At 62.5% G+C, this 17,071-nt stretch carries 13 protein-coding genes; 3 read left to right on the top strand and 10 right to left on the bottom strand.

Annotated features, from left to right (window positions below; translation table 11 throughout):
* Positions 1–9: 9 nt before the first annotated feature.
* Both HBO09_RS25265 and HBO09_RS25260 read left to right on the top strand, forming a co-directional pair.
* Positions 10–2,577, top strand: coding sequence for a TonB-dependent receptor (locus HBO09_RS25265; RefSeq protein ID WP_169999472.1), 2,568 nt, complete (start codon positions 10–12; stop codon positions 2,575–2,577).
* Positions 2,578–2,694: 117 nt separating this feature from the next.
* Positions 2,695–3,594 (top strand): DMT family transporter, encoded by a 900-nt coding sequence (locus tag HBO09_RS25260; protein ID WP_169999473.1) that lies wholly within the window; start codon positions 2,695–2,697, stop codon positions 3,592–3,594.
* A 111-nt stretch (positions 3,595–3,705) separates the two neighbouring features.
* On the opposite strand, the gene HBO09_RS25255 is transcribed toward HBO09_RS25260, so the two are convergent.
* From HBO09_RS25255 to HBO09_RS25240, 4 genes are all read right to left on the bottom strand, one after another.
* Entirely contained in the window at positions 3,706–4,923 is a 1,218-nt protein-coding gene (locus HBO09_RS25255; RefSeq protein ID WP_169999474.1) for an SAM-dependent methyltransferase, read from the bottom strand.
* Between the two features lie 333 nt (positions 4,924–5,256).
* The gene (locus HBO09_RS25250) at positions 5,257–5,874 is read right to left on the bottom strand and encodes a TPM domain-containing protein (RefSeq protein ID WP_169999292.1); all 618 of its coding nucleotides are present in this window, start codon (positions 5,872–5,874) and stop codon (positions 5,257–5,259) included.
* A 28-nt stretch (positions 5,875–5,902) separates the two neighbouring features.
* On the bottom strand, positions 5,903–6,628 hold the full coding sequence (locus HBO09_RS25245) for a TPM domain-containing protein (RefSeq protein WP_092234156.1): 726 nt from the start codon (positions 6,626–6,628) through the stop codon (positions 5,903–5,905).
* Entirely contained in the window at positions 6,628–7,236 is a 609-nt protein-coding gene (locus HBO09_RS25240) for a LemA family protein (protein WP_029297013.1), read from the bottom strand. The genes HBO09_RS25245 and HBO09_RS25240 overlap by 1 nt, the downstream gene beginning before the upstream one ends.
* Before the next feature lie 252 nt (positions 7,237–7,488).
* Here HBO09_RS25240 and bglX point away from each other — a divergent pair, with 252 nt between their 5' ends.
* Entirely contained in the window at positions 7,489–9,780 is a 2,292-nt protein-coding gene (gene bglX, locus HBO09_RS25235; RefSeq protein WP_169999293.1) for a beta-glucosidase BglX, read from the top strand.
* A 373-nt stretch (positions 9,781–10,153) separates the two neighbouring features.
* On the opposite strand, the gene HBO09_RS25230 is transcribed toward bglX, so the two are convergent.
* The 6 genes from HBO09_RS25230 to HBO09_RS25205 all read right to left on the bottom strand — a co-directional run bounded on the left by HBO09_RS25230 (position 10,154) and on the right by HBO09_RS25205 (position 16,977).
* Positions 10,154–11,311 carry a phosphatidylserine/phosphatidylglycerophosphate/cardiolipin synthase family protein gene (locus tag HBO09_RS25230; protein WP_169999294.1) on the bottom strand — a complete coding sequence of 386 codons (1,158 nt, stop codon included), beginning with the start codon at positions 11,309–11,311 and terminating at the stop codon, positions 10,154–10,156.
* 1 nt (position 11,312) lies between these two features.
* A complete protein-coding gene (locus tag HBO09_RS25225; protein ID WP_169999295.1) occupies positions 11,313–11,903 on the bottom strand; it encodes a YceI family protein in 591 nt (196 codons plus the stop codon).
* A gap of 163 nt (positions 11,904–12,066) precedes the next feature.
* A complete protein-coding gene (locus tag HBO09_RS25220; protein ID WP_029297019.1) occupies positions 12,067–12,837 on the bottom strand; it encodes an IclR family transcriptional regulator in 771 nt (256 codons plus the stop codon).
* 64 nt (positions 12,838–12,901) lie between these two features.
* Positions 12,902–14,344 carry an amidase gene (locus HBO09_RS25215; RefSeq protein ID WP_169999296.1) on the bottom strand — a complete coding sequence of 481 codons (1,443 nt, stop codon included), beginning with the start codon at positions 14,342–14,344 and terminating at the stop codon, positions 12,902–12,904.
* Positions 14,341–15,651: a citrate-proton symporter gene (locus tag HBO09_RS25210; protein WP_169999297.1), complete on the bottom strand. Its 1,311-nt coding sequence runs from the start codon at positions 15,649–15,651 to the stop codon at positions 14,341–14,343. Before HBO09_RS25210 ends, HBO09_RS25215 begins: the two co-directional genes overlap by 4 nt.
* 159 nt (positions 15,652–15,810) lie before the next feature.
* Positions 15,811–16,977, bottom strand: coding sequence for a M20 aminoacylase family protein (locus tag HBO09_RS25205; RefSeq protein ID WP_169999298.1), 1,167 nt, complete (start codon positions 16,975–16,977; stop codon positions 15,811–15,813).
* Between the last annotated feature and the right edge of the window lie 94 nt (positions 16,978–17,071).

The raw sequence follows: 17,071 nt of genomic DNA, 5'->3' as shown, positions 1-17,071 counted from the left end.
GGGGATTTCATGTTTCGCGCGCCTTGCCTTGCCCTGCACCTGTTTCTTCGACCGACACTCATCACCGCCTGCCTGGCCGTCAGCCTCACGGCCCAGGCCGAGTCGCTCAAACTGCAACTGCCCGCCCAACCCTTGGCCACCTCCCTGAGCCAAGTGGCGCAACAGGCAAAAATCCAGCTGCTGTTCGACGAAGACCTGCTCAAGAATATCCAGGCGCCCGCGATCAACGGTGATTTCAGCCCCGAAGTGGCGATCCGCACTCTGCTCAATACCGGCGCGTTCACCCTGATCAAAGTGGGCAACACCTATGTCGTGCGCCCCGAGGAAAGCCGCACCACCAACAGCACCAGCTTACAACTGGACGCCTTGAGCGTGATCGGCACCGGCAACGAAGTCGATGCCAGCACCGTCGGCCGCTCCACCCTGTCCCAGGCCGATATCGACCGCCTGCAACCCAACAACATCGCCAGCCTGGTGCAGACGCTACCGGGTGTGACCATGGGCGGTTCGATGAAACCGGGCGGGCAGATCATCAACATTCGCGGTATGGGCGAGGCCGAAGACGTGCCGATGACCGTCGATGGCGCGGCCAAAAGCGGTTTCGAGCGCTATCAGCAAGGCACCGTGTTTATCGAGCCCGAGATGATCAAGAGCGTCGAGGTGGAAAAAGGCCCGCACTCGGCCTTCACCGGTAACGGCGGGTTCGGCGGTACGGTCAACATGGTCACCAAGGATGCGCCGGACCTGCTCAAGGACGGGCGCAACAGCGGAGCGATGCTCAAATACGGGTACGCCAGCAACGACCACGAACAGGTCTACACCGGCGCCGTGTATGGCCGTACCGAGGACGGCCGCATCGACGCCCTGGCCTACCTGACCAAGCGCGACGGCGGCGACATGAAGCTGGCCGACAAGCGCGACTACGACAGCAAGGAATACCCGATCAACCCGCAGCGCCTGCCCAACAGCGCACAAGATGTGGACGGTCAACTGTTCAAACTGAACATGTACCTCACCGATGAGCACAGCCTCGGTTTCTCCTACTCCCGGGCCAACAGCGAACGCTGGACGCCGTTTTCGGCCAGGAGTTACCCATCGCCACCGCGCAAGGCCGATATCGACCGCTATGGCTATGACGCTGCCGTCAGACGGTTCCTGGCCAACCGCCACACCGTCGATACCACTTGGTCGGGCAAGTACGAATACCAGCCCCTGGGTAACCCGCTGATCGACATGAAGCTCAGCTATTCGGAGTCCAACACCGACCAGACCGACACACGCGACGCCACGGCCGTGACGAGCTTATCCACGGGCGGGCGCAAGATGGACACCGCCTACACCGACAAGATTCTCGAACTGCGCAACATCAGCCGCTTCAACACAGGCCCGCTGGACCATGCCTTGACCACCGGGGTGCAGATCCGCAAGCACATCCGCGACACCGAAAGCTGGATGCCCGGCGCCAAGTACGAGACGCCTGAGTACAACTACGGGCATTTCCAACCGGCGTTCATGCCTCACGGCAAGGTCGACACCAACGCGTTCTACATCCAGGACGCGGTAACCCTGGGCGACGTGACCATCACCCCATCCCTGCGTTATGACCACGTGCTCAACCGTGGCAAAGCCAACGATGCGCCGTACTACAGCAACCCCGATCCAGCCTACGGCCATGACTATAGCGACCGCACCTATGCCGGCTGGTCGCCACGCCTGGCGGTGTTCTGGAAAGTCACCCCGGACGTGGTGATGTTCGCCAACTGGAGCAAGACCTGGCGCGCGCCGGTGATCGACGAACAATACGAAGTCCAGGGCCTGGGCAGCCGCACCTCCACCAGCCGCAACCTCGACCCGGAACGCATCACCGCCATCACCGTGGGTAACGTCACCAGCTTCGCCAACGTGATTGCCAGCGGCGACAGCCTGCAACTGCGCAGCACGTTGTTCCACAACAAGATCGAGGATGAGATCTTCAAGGCCACTGGCCTGGGCTGCCGGGAACAGAACTACATGGAAGGCTCGATCGCCAAGGTCTGCACCGACGCAGCGTCGAAGACCAACTACCGCAACGTCGGCAGCATGACCATCAAGGGCTTCGAGCTCGAAGGCTATTACGATTCCACCTACCTGTTTGGCTCCCTGAGCTACTCGTGGGCCACCGGCAAACGCGAAAACCCCTACACCAACCCGTGGGCGACCGACATCCACGTCTGGGCCCGTGACATTCCACCGGCCAAATGGGTGGCCGTGCTCGGCACCAAGATTCCCGCGTGGGATGCACAGGTGGGTTGGCAAGGCCAGTTCGTGCGCAAGACCGATCGCCTGCCCAGCGACAAATATTCAAGCGGCCTGAACAGCGGCTTCGGCGACAGCTTCTACGACCAATACCCCAACGCCAGCTACGACACCCAGGGCCTGTTCGCCAAATGGACACCGCAACAGGCGTACCTCAAGGGCACCGAAGTCAACTTCACCGTCGACAACCTGTTCAACCGCAGCTACATGCCCGCCTTGAGTGGCGACAGCGCCACCAGCGTCGGGCGCAATGCCAAGATCAGCGTGACCCGGTTCTTCTAACCCCCTGCGCCTACAGGAACTGTACGGTTCAATCTGCACCCAGCTGTAAGCCCGCGCCGTGCGGGCTTTGTGGCTAGATGGGCAGCATCTTCCAGCCCATTCGATCCGGGTGCTCCCATGAGTTCGCGCGAAAACACCGGCATGGCCCTCGGCCTGCTCGGCGTCGTTATCTTCAGCCTGACCCTGCCCTTCACCCGCATCGTGGTGCAGGAAATCCATCCGTTGCTCAATGGCCTGGGCCGCGCCTTGTTCGCGGCGGTGCCGGCGGCCTTGCTGTTGCTGTGGCGCCGCGAAGCCTGGCCGACCTGGCGCCAGGTACGCGGCCTGAGCCTGGTGATTGCCGGGGTGATCCTCGGCTTCCCGGTGCTGTCGGCCTGGGCCATGCAAACCCTGCCCGCCTCCCACGGCGCCCTGGTCAATGGCCTGCAGCCTTTGTGCGTAGCGTTGTATGCGGCGTGGTTGTCCCATGAGCGTCCGTCCAAGGCCTTCTGGGCCTGCGCGGCGCTGGGCAGTGCGTTGGTGCTCGGGTATGCACTGATCACCGGCGCGGGCAGCATCCAGGCCGGTGATTTGCTGATGCTTGGGGCAATTGCCGTGGGTGGCCTGGGCTATGCCGAAGGCGGTCGATTGGCCAAGGAGATGGGCGGCTGGCAGGTGATCTGCTGGGCGTTGGTGCTATCGACGCCGCTGTTGATCGGGCCGGTGACCTATCTGGCGCTGCAACACGAAGGCGCCATCTCGGCCCGCACCTGGTGGGCGTTCGGCTACGTCTCGTTGTTCTCGCAGTTCCTGGGGTTCTTTGCCTGGTACGCCGGGCTGGCCATGGGCGGGATCGCGCGGGTCAGCCAGATCCAGTTGCTGCAGATCTTCTTCACCATCGCCTTTTCCGCGCTGTTTTTTGGCGAGCACATCGAGCCGATCACCTGGCTGTTTGCCTGTGGGGTGATCGTGACGGTGATGCTGGGGCGCAAGACAGCCGTGCAGCCAGCGCCCGTTCCCAAGCCGCATGCAATCTAAGTGTGGGAGCGGGCTTGCTCGCGAAAGCGCTGGGTCAGTCGCCGTATGTATTGACTGATCCACTGCTTTCGCGAGCAAGCCCGCTCCCACATTTTTGGTTCTGCGTGGTGCTCAGGGCAGGTAGTTATCGGCGCGCAGCAGGGTTTCCAGGCAGTGCTCGCTGATCTGGTAGAACGCCTTCAATTCGCGGATTTTCTCCAGCAACTGCGCGTTATCCGAAGGCTCGGCACGCTTGACCGCCAAAATCATCTTGTTCTTGTTGGTGTGGTCCAGGGAGATGAACTCGAACACCTTGGTCTCATAGCCACAGGCTTCCAGGAACAACGCGCGCAAGCTGTCGGTGACCATTTCCGCCTGCTGGCCCAGATGCAGGCCGTATTGCAGCATCGGCTTGAGCAGCGCCGGGCTCTGGATCTGCAAGCGGATCTGTTTGTGGCAGCACGGCGAGCACATGATGATCGACGCCCCGGAGCGGATGCCGGTGTGGATCGCATAATCGGTGGCGATGTCACAGGCATGCAGGGCGATCATCACGTCCAGCTCGCTGGGCGCCACGCTGCGCACATCACCGCACTTGAACACCAGCCCCGGGTGTTCCAGGCGGGCGGCGGCGTTGTTGCACAGGGTCACCATGTCTTCGCGCAACTCCACGCCCGTCACCAGGCCTTCGGCCTTGAGGGTGTTGCGCAGGTAGTCATGGATGGCGAACGTCAGGTAGCCCTTGCCCGAGCCAAAATCCGCGACCCGCACTGGCCGGTCCAGTTGCAAGGGGGATGAGGTCAGCGCATGGCTGAACACCTCGATGAACTTATTGATCTGCTTCCACTTGCGCGACATCGCCGGGATCAGCTCGTGCTTGGCGTTGGTCACGCCCAGATCGGCAAGAAACGGCCGCGTCAGGTCAAGGAAGCGGTTTTTCTCGCGGTTGTGCTCGGCCGACGGCGCTTCACGCAGTTGCTGAGGTTTGCTCTTGAACAGCGAGCTTTTGTTCTTCTTGCTGTACTCCAGCTGCGCTTCGTCGGTCAACGACAACAGGTGCGCGTTCTTGAACGAGGTCGGCAGCAGCTCGGCAATCAGCGCAACGCCGTCGGCCAGGGCGAAGTTCTTGGTGATATCGCGGGTCTTGTAGCGATAGACAAAGGACAGGCATGCCTGCTCCTTGACCGTGACTGGCTTGATGATCAGGCGTTGCAGGTCAACCTCATCACCCACGTACTTGGCCAGCACCAGCTTGATAAAGGCATTCTGCTCAAGGCTTGCGCGCAGCAGTTCGATGAACTGGGCGTGATGATCCGGCGCGGGGCTGGCAGGTGTAGGGGTGACAGACATGAACAAAAACGCCTCGGGCAGGGAATGCCGGGCATTTTAGGGGGGATGGGGGCTCAGGGCACGGAGTTATTTGCCCAACGGTCAGCACAATTCAAAATGTGGGGACCGCGCATAGTTATCCACACAACGTTCAGACACCGACGACTTACCCTGTGGCGAGCGGGCTTGCCCCGCGCTGGGCTGCGAAGCAGCCCCAAAAAGCCCGGCGCGTTTTTTCAGATAAACCGCGATGGCCGGGTTTAGGGCTGCTTCGCAGCCCAGCGCGGGGCAAGCCCGCTCGCCACAGGGGAGTTTGTCAGTGTCTGAAAGTTGTGTAGATACCCATACCACCGGTTACTTGAGGACGATCAGCCGGTTGGGCAGCTCGTTACGGGTGTGGGTCTGCGGCACATGCACCTTGAGCAGTTCGCCACAGGCCTCGATGCAGGTGATAAACCCGCTCAACGTCTGCCCCTGTTTCACCTGCTGGGTAAACGTCTTGACGATGGCATCCCAACTGCTGTCATCCAGGCGCTGGGAAATCCCGTCATCCACCAGGATCTCCACGTAACGCTCGGCCTCGCTGACAAAAATCAACACGCCGGTGCTGCCCAGGGTGTGGTGCAGGTTCTGCTCCAGGAACTGCCGGCGTGCCAGGTTCGACGCGCGCCAATGCCGTACCGAGCGCGGGATCAGGCGGGTGGTGATGGCCGGCAGGCGGAACACCAGGCACAGCACAATGAACGTCGCCCATTGCGCCAGCAGCAGGGTGTGCATGGTCAACCACCCCGACAGGTAATGCACGATCCCCGGCACCACCAACGCCACCACGCTGGCCCACAGCAGCGGGATGTAGGCGTAGTCGTCGGCGCGGGCGGCGAGCACGGTCACCAGTTCGGCGTCGGTCTGTTGCTCGACCCTGGCGATCGCTTCAGCCACTTGGCGCTGCTCGTGTTCTGTCAGTAAAGCCATGGTTGTAGATGCTCTTTAGTTATTGTCATTACCAGCCACCCGAAGCCCCGCCGCCGCCAAAACCGCCACCGCCGCCCCTGAAGCCACCGCCCCCGCCACCACCGCCGCCACGCCCACTGCTGCTGAGAATCGCCAGCAAAATGGCGCCTACCGGCAGGCCCATGCGATTGCACAACCACAACACCACCAGCAACAGAATGAACAAACCGATGGAAAACACCGGGTTGTCCTTGGCGAAGTTAGGGTCAGCCACATGGGCCGGCACGGCCAGTGGCTCGCCGCCAACTACCTGAATCATGGCGGCCACGCCGTCGCTGATGCCCTGGGTGAAATTACCGGCCTTGAACTTGGGCGCAATCACCTGGTTGATGATCACCCATGACTGCGCGTCGGTGAGTACGCCTTCCAGGCCGTAGCCCACTTCGATGCGCAACTGGCGCTCGTCCCGGGCCACGATCAACAGCGCGCCGTTGTCCTTGCCCTTCTGGCCGATACCCCAGTGCCGGCCCAGTTGATAACCGAAGTCTTCAATGGGCAGGCCTTGCAGGTCGGGCACCGTGACTACCACTATCTGGTCGCCGCTGGTTTGCTCCAGCGCCTGCAATTGCTGGCTCAGTTGCGCACGCACCGGTGGGTCGATCATCTGCGCGTTGTCGACCACCCGCCCGGTCAGCGCCGGAAAATCCGGCGCTGCCTGGGCAGTCAGGCTCACGGCCAGCAGCAGCGCCGCCAGCCACCCAGCACGCAGGGTCATCAGAATTTCACTTGTGGCGCTTTATCGGCATCGGCGCTGGTGGCCTCGAAGTTGGCGCGCACCGGCAAGTCGCTGTACATCACGCTGTGCCACAGGCGGCCAGGGAAGGTGCGGATCTCGGTGTTGAAGGCCTGCACAGCGGCGATAAAGTCGCGACGGGCCACGCTGATGCGGTTTTCGGTACCTTCAAGCTGGGATTGCAGGGCCAGGAAGTTCTGGTTGGCCTTGAGGTCCGGATAGCGCTCGGACACCACCATCAAGCGGCTGAGGGCACCGCTCAGGCCTTCCTGGGCTTGCTGGAACTGCTTGAGTTTTTCCGGGTTGTCGAGGGTGCTGGCATCGACCTGGATCGAGGTCGCCTTGGCCCGCGCTTCGATCACGGCGGTGAGGGTATCTTGCTCATGGGCCGCGTAGCCCTTGACCACTTCCACCAGGTTGGGGATCAGGTCGGCGCGCCGTTGGTACTGGTTCTGCACCTGGGCCCAGGCCGCCTTGACCTGTTCGTCCAGGGTCGGGATCTTGTTGATGCCGCAACCGCTCAGCACGCTGCTGATCAGTAGCAGGGCCGCGGCTTTCCAGCCCCATCGAATAGTCTGTGCTGCTTGCATGGTGTGTCTCCTGACCAACCTTATGGAATTTGACGACTGACCCTATACATCACGCGCTTGGGGCATAATCGGCCACTACTGGATTACATCGAGCCAATCAGCTAAAAGATGCCCTTCTTTATGGATAGTTCATAAAGAGCCAGAAGTGTGCGGTATTTATCCACACAACACCCGAACAACAATAGTCGCTCCCCACATTTTGGCCGAGCAGTGTTTACGTGACGCTGCGCAGTACGCCGAAAAAGGATATTCATGAAAAAGCTGTGTTTGCTGGGCCTTGTTGCCACTCTGGCCAGTCACTCCGTCGTTGCCGAGACCAAGCCCGCTGCGCTTAAGGACAAGGACGCGTTCGTCAGCGACCTGCTCGGGCAGATGACCCTGGATGAAAAGATCGGCCAATTGCGCCTGATCAGCATCGGCCCGGAAATGCCGCGGGAGATGATCCGCAAGGAAATCGCCGCCGGGCGCATTGGTGGCACGTTCAACTCCATCACCCGCCCGGAAAACCGTCCGATGCAGGACGCGGCCATGCGCAGCCGCTTGAAGATCCCGATGTTCTTCGCCTATGACGTGATCCACGGCCACCGCACCATTTTCCCGATCAGCCTGGCCCTGGCCTCGAGCTGGGACATGGACGCCATCGGCCGCTCCGGGCGCATTGCCGCCAAGGAAGCCGCCGCCGACAGCCTCGACATCACCTTCGCGCCGATGGTCGATATCTCCCGCGACGCCCGTTGGGGCCGCACCTCCGAAGGCTTCGGCGAAGACACCTACCTGGTGTCGCGCATCAGCGAAGTGATGGTCAAGGCCTTCCAGGGCCCGAGCCCGGCCCAGGCCGACAGCATCATGGCCAGCGTCAAGCACTTCGCCCTGTACGGCGCGGTGGAAGGCGGGCGCGACTACAACGTGGTCGACATGAGCCCGGTCAAGATGTACCAGGACTACCTGCCGCCCTACCACGCAGCGATCAAGGCCGGCGCCGGCGGCGTGATGGTGGCGTTGAACTCGATCAACGGCGTGCCCGCCACCGCCAACACCTGGCTGATGAACGACCTGCTGCGTAAAGAGTGGGGCTTCAAGGGCCTGACCGTGAGCGACCACGGTGCGATCTTCGAACTGATCAAGCACGGCGTCGCCAAGGACGGTCGCGAAGCGGCCAAGCTGGCGATCAAGGCCGGCATCGACATGAGCATGAACGACCAGCTCTACGACAAGGAATTGCCAGGGCTGCTGAAATCCGGCGAGATCGAGCAAAAAGACATCGACAACGCCGTGCGTGAAGTACTCGGTGCCAAGTACGACATGGGCCTGTTCGCCGACCCGTACCTGCGTATCGGCAAGGCCGAGGATGATCCGGCCGACACCTATGCCGAAAGCCGCCTGCACCGCAGCGAAGCCCGCGATGTCGCGCGGCGCAGCCTGGTGTTGCTGAAAAACCAGAACGACACCCTGCCCCTGAAGAAATCCGCGACCATCGCTCTGGTCGGCCCGCTGGCCAAGGCGCCCATCGACATGATGGGCAGTTGGGCCGCCGCCGGTAAACCTGCGCAATCGGTGACCCTGCTGGACGGCATGAACGCGGTGATCGGTGAAAAGGGCAAAGTGATCTACGCCCGTGGCGCCAACATCACCAGCGACAAGGCGGTGGTGGACTACCTCAACTTCCTCAATTTCGATGCCCCGGAAGTGGTGGATGATCCGCGCTCGGCCCAGGTGCTGATCGACGAAGCGGTCAAGGCCGCGAAAAACGCCGATGTAGTGGTGGCCGCCGTGGGCGAGTCCCGTGGCATGTCCCACGAATCATCGAGCCGTACCGACCTGAACATCCCGCAAAGCCAGCGCGACCTGATCACGGCCTTGAAAGCCACGGGCAAGCCGCTGGTCCTGGTGCTGATGAACGGCCGGCCACTGTCGATCCTCGAAGAGAGTCAGCAAGCCGATGCGATCCTGGAAACCTGGTTCGCCGGCACCGAAGGCGGCAATGCGATTGCCGACGTGCTGTTCGGTGACTACAACCCGTCGGGCAAGCTGCCGATCACCTTCCCACGCTCCGTGGGGCAGATTCCGACCTACTACAACCACCTGACCATTGGCCGGCCATTCACGCAGGGCAAACCGGGCAACTACACCTCGCAGTACTTCGACGACACCACAGGCCCCCTGTATCCGTTCGGTTATGGCCTGAGCTACACCCGTTTCAGCCTGTCGGACATGGCGCTGTCGTCCACCACCCTGAACAAGACCGGCAAGCTCGACGCCAGCGTCACCCTGAAAAACACCGGCAAGGTGGATGGCGAAACCGTGGTGCAGCTGTACATCCAGGACGTGGCCGGCTCAATGATCCGCCCGATCAAGGAGCTGAAGAACTTCCAGAAGATCTTGCTCAAAGCCGGTGAGTCGAAGGTGGTGCACTTCAGCATTACCGAGGATGACTTGAAGTTCTACAACACCCAGCTCAAGTTCGCGGCCGAACCTGGCCAGTTCAATGTGCAGATCGGCCTGGACTCCCAGGACGTGCAGCAGCAGAGTTTCGAACTGCTGTGATTTGAAGCGGTATGTGGGAGCTGGCTTGCCTGCGATGGCAACACCTCGGTGGCACTGATAGACCGAGGTGCCGCCATCGCAGCATAGGTATCTACACAACTTTGCCGCAACGCTTAAATCCAGGCAGATAGCGCAGTTGTGGCGAGCGGGCTTGTCGGAACGCCGCATCGCCCGCGCTGGGCTGCGAAGCAGCCCCAATAAGCCGAATGCGTTGTACCAGATACACCCCAGCGGCTGGTTTTGGGGCTGCTTCGCAGCCCAGCGCGGGGCAAGCCCGCTCGCCACGGGGGAGTTCGTCAGTTTCTGAAAGTTGTGTAGATACTTATGGCCATCGCAGGCAAGCCAGCTCCTACAATTGATTGCGGTGTGCTTCCTACCCTCTTCGATCCAGCAGATTGACCACCAACCGATCAATCCAGCCCCACACCCGCTGCTTCACCCGCCGCCACAACGGTCGAGCCTTCCATGCCTCCAGGCTGACCGCCTGGCTCTGGGAAAAATCGCGCTCGAAGCTGCCCGCCACCGCCAGCGTCAACTCCGGATCCAAGGCTTCCAGGTTGGCCTCCAGGTTGAAGCGCAGGTTCCAGTGATCGAAATTGCACGAGCCGATGCTCACCCAATCGTCCACCAGCACCATCTTCAGGTGCAGGAAACACGGCTGGTATTCGAAGATCTGCACCCCGGACTTGAGCAGGCGCGGGTAATAACGGTGCCCGGCGTAACGCACCGAAGGGTGATCGGTGCGTGGCCCGGTCAGCAGCAGGCGCACGTCCACTCCGCGCCCGGCCGCCCGGCGCAGGGCCCGGCGTACACCCCAAGTGGGCAAGAAGTACGGCGTGGCCAGCCAGATACGCCGCTGGCCGCTGTTCAGGGCGCGGATCAGCGATTGCAAAATGTCTCGATGCTGGCCCGCGTCGGCATACGCCACCCGCCCCAGGCCAGGGCCGGTTGCTGGCACTTTGGGCAAGCGCGGCAAACCAAAATGCGTGGCCGGCTTCCAGGCGCGGCGGTGGTCGTTGACCCGCCACTGCCGGTCGAACAGGGCTTGCCAGTCGAGCACCAGCGGGCCGCTGATTTGCACCATGACTTCGTGCCACTCACAGGTGTCCTGCCCTGGCGTCCAGAACTCATCGGTGACCCCGGTGCCGCCCACCACGGCGATGCTCTGGTCGACCAGCAACAGCTTGCGGTGGTCGCGATAGAGGTTGCGCATCCAACGGCGCCAGCGCAGGCGATTGTAGAAGCGCAGCTCCACCCCGGCTTCAAGCAAGCGGCGCCGCAGGCTCAGGGTAAATGCCAGGCTGCCGTAGTCATCGAACAGGCAGCGCACCTGTACCCCGCGCTCGGCCGCGTGCACCAGCGCCTTGACCATCTCCTCGGCACAGGCGCCCGCCTCCACCAGATACAGCTCAAGCTCCACCTGGCGTTCGGCTCGAGCGATCGCCACCAGCATCTGCGGGAAAAAGTTCGGGCCGTCGATCAGCAATTCGAAGCGGTTGGCGCTGCGCCAGGGGAACACCGCGCCGCTCATGTCAGCGCGCCGTGAAAATCAGCACCGCACCCACCGGCACCGACAGGCTGATCGCATCCAGCCCGGCGGCCTTGCGCAAAGTCTCTATGCCGGAGAGCAAGTCAAAATCCTTGGCGTGCAACACCAGCGGCTCCAGGGTCACCACCTGGAAACGCCGGTCATCCAGGCGCGTCGCCAGCAGTTCGGCGTTGTAGGTCTGGGTCTTGCCATGCAGGGTGACCGACAGCGGCAGGCGCAACTCCAACTGCGCGCCGGTGGCCAGGTCGTTGATGGGTTGCAGGTTGATTTGTGCGTTGATCTGCGCATCGGGGTGGGTCTTGATCTGGAACAGGTCGTTGCGCATGCGCTCGTCGCGCAGCGGGATGCCGCTGTTGATCGACTCCAGCTCCACCTCCAACTGCGCCGCGCCGTTCTCGTCGACCTTGCCGTGCAGCACCAGGAAGCGCTGGACCTCGGAAATATCGGTGTTCTTGGTGGTGACGAACGACAGCCGTGAAGATTCGTTATCCAGGTACCAGGCGGCCTGCGCGGGCACGGCGATGGCGGCCAGTAGCAGGAAGGCCAGGGGTTTGAAGACGGATGCGTTGAACATTAAACACTCGCATGGAGAAAAACCTGCTCGAACAGTAGCAAAGACCCTTTGTAGGAGCGAGCTTGCTCGCGAAAATCGTCAACGCTAACGCGTGTATCCTGGTTTCTCGCGGTGTGCTGAGGTTTTTCGCGAGCGAGCTCGCTCCTACAAGGAGGGTGCCGCTTCAGGCCAGTGCGTGCTGCACGCCTTGCACGGTCGCCTCCAGGCTAGCCAGATGCAGACTCAACACCCGCTCCACTGGCGCCTGGTGCATCGGCCAATGCAACGCCATGCTCCCCACCAACCGCCCGTTGGCCCGTACCGGCAACGCCACCGCACGGATCAGGAATGGCAAGCGCACCGGATACTCCCAGTACCCCTCGGTACGCTGGCCAAACCCCTGGTGCTGGGATTGCTCGCACGCACGGTACTGATCGTCGGCCGGTACATGCTCGCGGCTGGCCAGGCGCTGGACTTCATCCGCCGCCAACTCGGCCAGGCACGCCTTGCCCATGGCCGAATGGAACAGGCTGGCATGCTGGCCGACGATCTGGCAGTTGTTGGGGTACAGCTTGCGCAGCACCGTGGGAATCGCGCTTTCCATGACCTCCAGGCGCTCGCCGTCGAAGTTCGACAAGTCCGCCACCAACCCGGTGCGTTCGCTCAGTTCCAGCAGCCACGGCGCCGCACATTCCACCAGGCGGCGCTTGAAACGTTGCTGGGTATCGCCGAACAAGCGCTGGGCGCTGATGCGATAACGCCGGTCGCTCAGGCCACGGTAGATCCAGCCCTGCTCCTGCAAGGTCAGCAACATCCGCGACACCGTGGCCTTGGGCAGGCGCGTCAGGTAATGCAGCTCCTCAAGCCCCAGGGCCTGGTGCTCGCCGAGCAACTCAATGATGGCCAGTGCCCGCTCCACTGAACGCACAGTCCCCGTGTCGGCGTTGCTGCCCATGGCTTGATCTCCCGGTTGCTGATGGATGATCGAATTTCACAGCAAGATACAGGCCGCCATCCCCTCAGGCGTTCGTCCTCAGGCATTGCGGAGGGCGGCGCTGTACCCAATGCGTCAGTTGCTCATGGGCATAGGCCAGTTGCAGCACGGCGCGATCCGCCTGGGCCGGGCCGATGATTTGCAGGCCCATGGGCAAGCCTTGGGGGTTGAAGCCCACCGGCACACTCATGCTCGGCAGGCCGGCCAATGTCGGGCCGATCACCACCTCCATCCAGCGGTGATAGGTGTCCATGGTTTGCCCTCCAACGACGCGCGGCCAGGGTTGTTGTGCATCGAAAGGGAACACTTGGGCACTGGGCAACAGCAGAAAATCGTAACGTTCGAACAACTTGGCCAGGGCGCGGTACCACTCGCTGCGCGCCAACGAGGCCTGATAAACATCCGCCGCGCTCAAGCCCAGGCCGCCCTCCACTTCCCACTGCGCTTCAGGCTTGAGCAACCCACGTTTTTGCGGGTCGGCATACGCCGCCCCCAGGGAGCCCTGCACCAGCCAATGACGATGCACCAGCCAGGTTTGCCATAGGCGCTCCATGGAAAAGTCCGGCTGGCAGCTTTGCACTTCGCAGCCCAACGCGCTGAAATCGCCGAGGGCGGATTCACACAAACTCAGCACGCCATCGTCCATCGGCAGATAACCGTTGTAGTCCCCCAGCCAGCCCAGGCGCGTACCCTTGAAATCACGGGCCAACGGCGCGCCGAATACGCTGGGATCGTCCTTGAGCGACAACGGCACCCGCGCATCGAAGCCCGCCTGGATGCTCAACAACCGCGCCACATCCGCCACGCTGCGGCCCATCGGCCCTTCGGTGGCCAACTGCTGGACAAACACCTCCGGCGCCGGCCCATGGGGCACGCGGCCCTGGGACGGGCGCAGGCCAAACACGTTATTGAACGCCGCCGGGTTGCGCAGCGAGCCCATCATGTCGCTGCCATCGGCCACCGGCAGCATGCGCAGCGCCAAGGCCACCGCCGCCCCGCCGCTGCTGCCGCCGGCCACCAACGCGGGGTCGTAGGCATTGCCGGTGGTGCCGAATACGCTGTTGTAGGTCTGCGAACCCAGGCCGAATTCGGGCACGTTGCTCTTGCCGATGATAATCGCACCACTGGCCCGCACCCGGGCCACGGCGATGGCGTCTTCAACGGGGATCTGTTCGGCGAACAGCGGCGAGCCCATGGTCGTGCGCAAACCCTTGGTCGCCGCCAGATCCTTGATCGCCTGGGGCATGCCATGCATCCAGCCACGGGAGCGGCCCTGGTCCAGCTCCCGATCACAGGCCCGGGCCTCGGCCAGCACTTGAGCTGGGTCGCGCAACGACACCAGGGCATTGACCGACGGGTTGAAACACGCAATCTGTGCCAGATAGGCCTGCATTACCTCGTGACAGGACACCTGCCGGGCGTGGATCGCCTGGGACAACGCAATTGCATCGAGCTCAACAATGTTCAAGGCTTCACTCCCTTGGTAAAGCGCGCCGGTGCTGCGGCCCTCGGCGCTTCATGCATGCAGTAAGTGCCCAGCAGCGTCAGGACGCAAGCGAACAGCACATAAAACGCCGGGGCCACCGGTGTGCCCAGTTCCTTGCTCAGCCAAGTGACAATCAGCGGGGCAAAGCCGCCGAACACCATTACCGCCACGTTGTAGGCCACCGACACTCCGGTGGAGCGCACCTCGATGGGAAACTGTTCGGCCAGGGCCGTCGGCGCCGGGCCGAAGAAGCCGCCGATGGCGGTGCACAGCATCACTTGCATCACCAACAACCGCTCGATGGATGGCGCCGCCGCGACCCACACATACAGCGGATAGACCATCAAGAAGAACGCCAGGGTGAAGCCCATCAACACCGGTCGCCGGCCCAGACGATCGGACAACAGGCCAGACAGCGGAATCACCACGGTCATCAGCGCCACGGCGAACATCTGCACCATCAATACCTGATCCAGGGGCAGGCCCAGGTTCTTGTGGGCGAAGGTCGGCATATTCACCAGCACCACGTAGAACGACACCGTCGCGCCACAGGCCAGGCCCATGCTCACCAGGATGCTGCGCCGATGCTCACGCAGCACCGTCATCAGGCTCGGCGCCGGGCCGGTGGCCTGTTTGCGCGCTTCGATAAATTCCTCGGGATCTTCCATATGCCGGCGAATCCACAAGCCCACCGGGCCGATCAGCAGGCCGAACACAAACGGCAGGCGCCAGCCCCAAAGGTCGAGGGTTTCTGGAGTAAAAAAGTGCGTGACCAGCGCTACCATCGCCGCGCCGCCAAACACCGCCAGGCACTGCCCGACCAATTGCCAGGAGCCGTATAAGCCCTTGCGATGGGCCGGTGCGCTTTCCACCAGAAACGCCGTGGCGCTGGCATATTCACCGCCCGTGGCAAAGCCCTGGAGCATTCGCGCCACCACGATCAACAGCGGCGCGCCCATGCCGATGGCGGCGTAGTTGGGGGCAAATACGATCAGCGCGATAGACACGGTCATCAAGCGGATAATCAGTTGCATCGCCGCCTTGCGGCCTTTGCGGTCGGCGTACATACCCAGCAGGATGCCGCCCACCGGGCGCATGAAGAAGCCCACGCCGAAAGTGGCCAGGGCCATCAACAGCGAGGCGTATTCATCATCCGAGGGGAAGAACTGCCGGGCGATGATGCTGGCCAGAAAACCGTAGACGATGAAGTCGTACCACTCCAGCGCGTTGCCGACCACCGCCGCTACCACTTGCCGGGTGCGGGACACGCCTTTTATTGAAGTCTGCATGGGAACACTCCATTCAACCTGTTGAGGAAAGGTCCAGCGGCAGAAAAAAATGAGCACTGCTGTATGTAGGAGCGAGCTTGCTCGCGAAGGTCGTTAACGTTGACGCAGTGCTCTCGGTAACCGGCGTCGCCTATGGCTTTTTCGCGAGCAAGCTCGCTCCTACAACCAGCTCTCGACCAGGGCGCCCCAATAGGCGGCACCCGTCAGCAGGATCTCGTCGTTGAAGTCATAGGCAGGGTTGTGGACCATCGGCCGCGACACGCCGTTGCCGATAAACAGATAGCTGCCGGGGCAGCGCTGGAGCATCCAGGCGAAGTCTTCGCTGCCCATCAGCTTGGGTGTATTGGCGTCGACCGCCGCTTCACCGAGCAAGGCAATGCCGACCTGGCGGGCAAATTCGGTTTCGTCGGCATGGTTGACCAGCACCGGATAGGCCGGGCGATGTTCGATCTGCGCGGTACAGCCAAAGCTCTGGGCCTGGGTCTGGATAATCGCCTTGACCCGCTCCAGCATCTGTTCGCGCACCGGTGCATTGAGGGCGCGCAGGCTCAGGCGCAATACGGCCTGCTGGGGGATCACGTTGGCCGCTTGCCCCGCTTGCAGGGCGCCGACCGTGACCACCGCCGCTTCCTGGGCATTGATGTTGCGCGCGACCACTGTCTGCAACGCCATCACCGTACTGGCGGCGGCCACCAGCGGGTCCACAGTCAGATGCGGCATGGAGCCGTGGCCGCCGACACCTTCGAGGGTCACGGTGAGCAGGTCCTGGGAAGCCATCATCGGCCCGGTCCGCAGGCCCAGGTGGCCGGCGGGCAAGCCGGGCATATTGTGCATGCCGAACAGGGCATCGCAGGGGAAGCGCTCCAGCAAGCCATCGGCGAGCATCGCTTCAGCGCCGCCCTGGCCTTCTTCGGCCGGCTGGAAAATCAGGTTGAGGGTGCCGTCGAACTGACGCGTCGCCGCCAGGTAACGCGCAGCGCCCAACAGCATGGCGGTGTGACCGTCGTGACCGCAGGCATGCATGCAGCCGGCGTGTTGGCTGCTGTAGGCGACTCCAGTGTTTTCGATGATCGGCAAGGCATCCATGTCGGCCCGAATCCCCAGGGTGCGCGAGCTGCTGCCATTGCGCAGCACGCCGACCACACCGGTGCGACCGATGCCGGTATGCACTTCGTAGCCCCAGTTTTTCAGGGATTGGGCGACCAGGGCCGAGGTGCGGTTTTCTTCAAACCCCAGTTCGGGGTGGGCGTGGATATCCTGGCGCACGGCGTGCAAGTCGCTGGCGACATCGCTCAGCCAATCCAGGATGTGCTGGTGTGGGCTCATGGTGACTCTCCTCGCAGGCGGGTATTCCCGTTCTTTTTTGTGGCACCGCCACAGATAACCGCGATGGGCGTGCGAGGACAATCAAAGGTGGTTC

The organism is Pseudomonas sp. WS 5027, from assembly GCF_012985695.1.
In the GTDB taxonomy this organism is placed as follows: Bacteria; Pseudomonadota; Gammaproteobacteria; order Pseudomonadales; family Pseudomonadaceae; genus Aquipseudomonas; species Aquipseudomonas hygromyciniae.
Note: the sequence above shows the minus strand (reverse complement) of the source record. Positions and strands in the feature narration are given on the sequence as shown.

Coding starts and splice junctions, on each gene's coding strand:
- HBO09_RS25220 (WP_029297019.1), bottom strand. CDS start 12,837: ATGGGCAGCAACGCCGACACGGGGACTGTGCGTTCAGTGGAGCGGGCA.
- bglX (WP_169999293.1), top strand. CDS start 7,489: ATGAAAAAGCTGTGTTTGCTGGGCCTTGTTGCCACTCTGGCCAGTCAC.
- HBO09_RS25240 (WP_029297013.1), bottom strand. CDS start 7,236: ATGCAAGCAGCACAGACTATTCGATGGGGCTGGAAAGCCGCGGCCCTG.
- HBO09_RS25245 (WP_092234156.1), bottom strand. CDS start 6,628: ATGACCCTGCGTGCTGGGTGGCTGGCGGCGCTGCTGCTGGCCGTGAGC.
- HBO09_RS25205 (WP_169999298.1), bottom strand. CDS start 16,977: ATGAGCCCACACCAGCACATCCTGGATTGGCTGAGCGATGTCGCCAGC.
- HBO09_RS25225 (WP_169999295.1), bottom strand. CDS start 11,903: ATGTTCAACGCATCCGTCTTCAAACCCCTGGCCTTCCTGCTACTGGCC.
- HBO09_RS25250 (WP_169999292.1), bottom strand. CDS start 5,874: ATGGCTTTACTGACAGAACACGAGCAGCGCCAAGTGGCTGAAGCGATC.
- HBO09_RS25255 (WP_169999474.1), bottom strand. CDS start 4,923: ATGTCTGTCACCCCTACACCTGCCAGCCCCGCGCCGGATCATCACGCC.
- HBO09_RS25210 (WP_169999297.1), bottom strand. CDS start 15,651: ATGCAGACTTCAATAAAAGGCGTGTCCCGCACCCGGCAAGTGGTAGCG.
- HBO09_RS25230 (WP_169999294.1), bottom strand. CDS start 11,311: ATGAGCGGCGCGGTGTTCCCCTGGCGCAGCGCCAACCGCTTCGAATTG.
- HBO09_RS25260 (WP_169999473.1), top strand. CDS start 2,695: ATGAGTTCGCGCGAAAACACCGGCATGGCCCTCGGCCTGCTCGGCGTC.
- HBO09_RS25265 (WP_169999472.1), top strand. CDS start 10: ATGTTTCGCGCGCCTTGCCTTGCCCTGCACCTGTTTCTTCGACCGACA.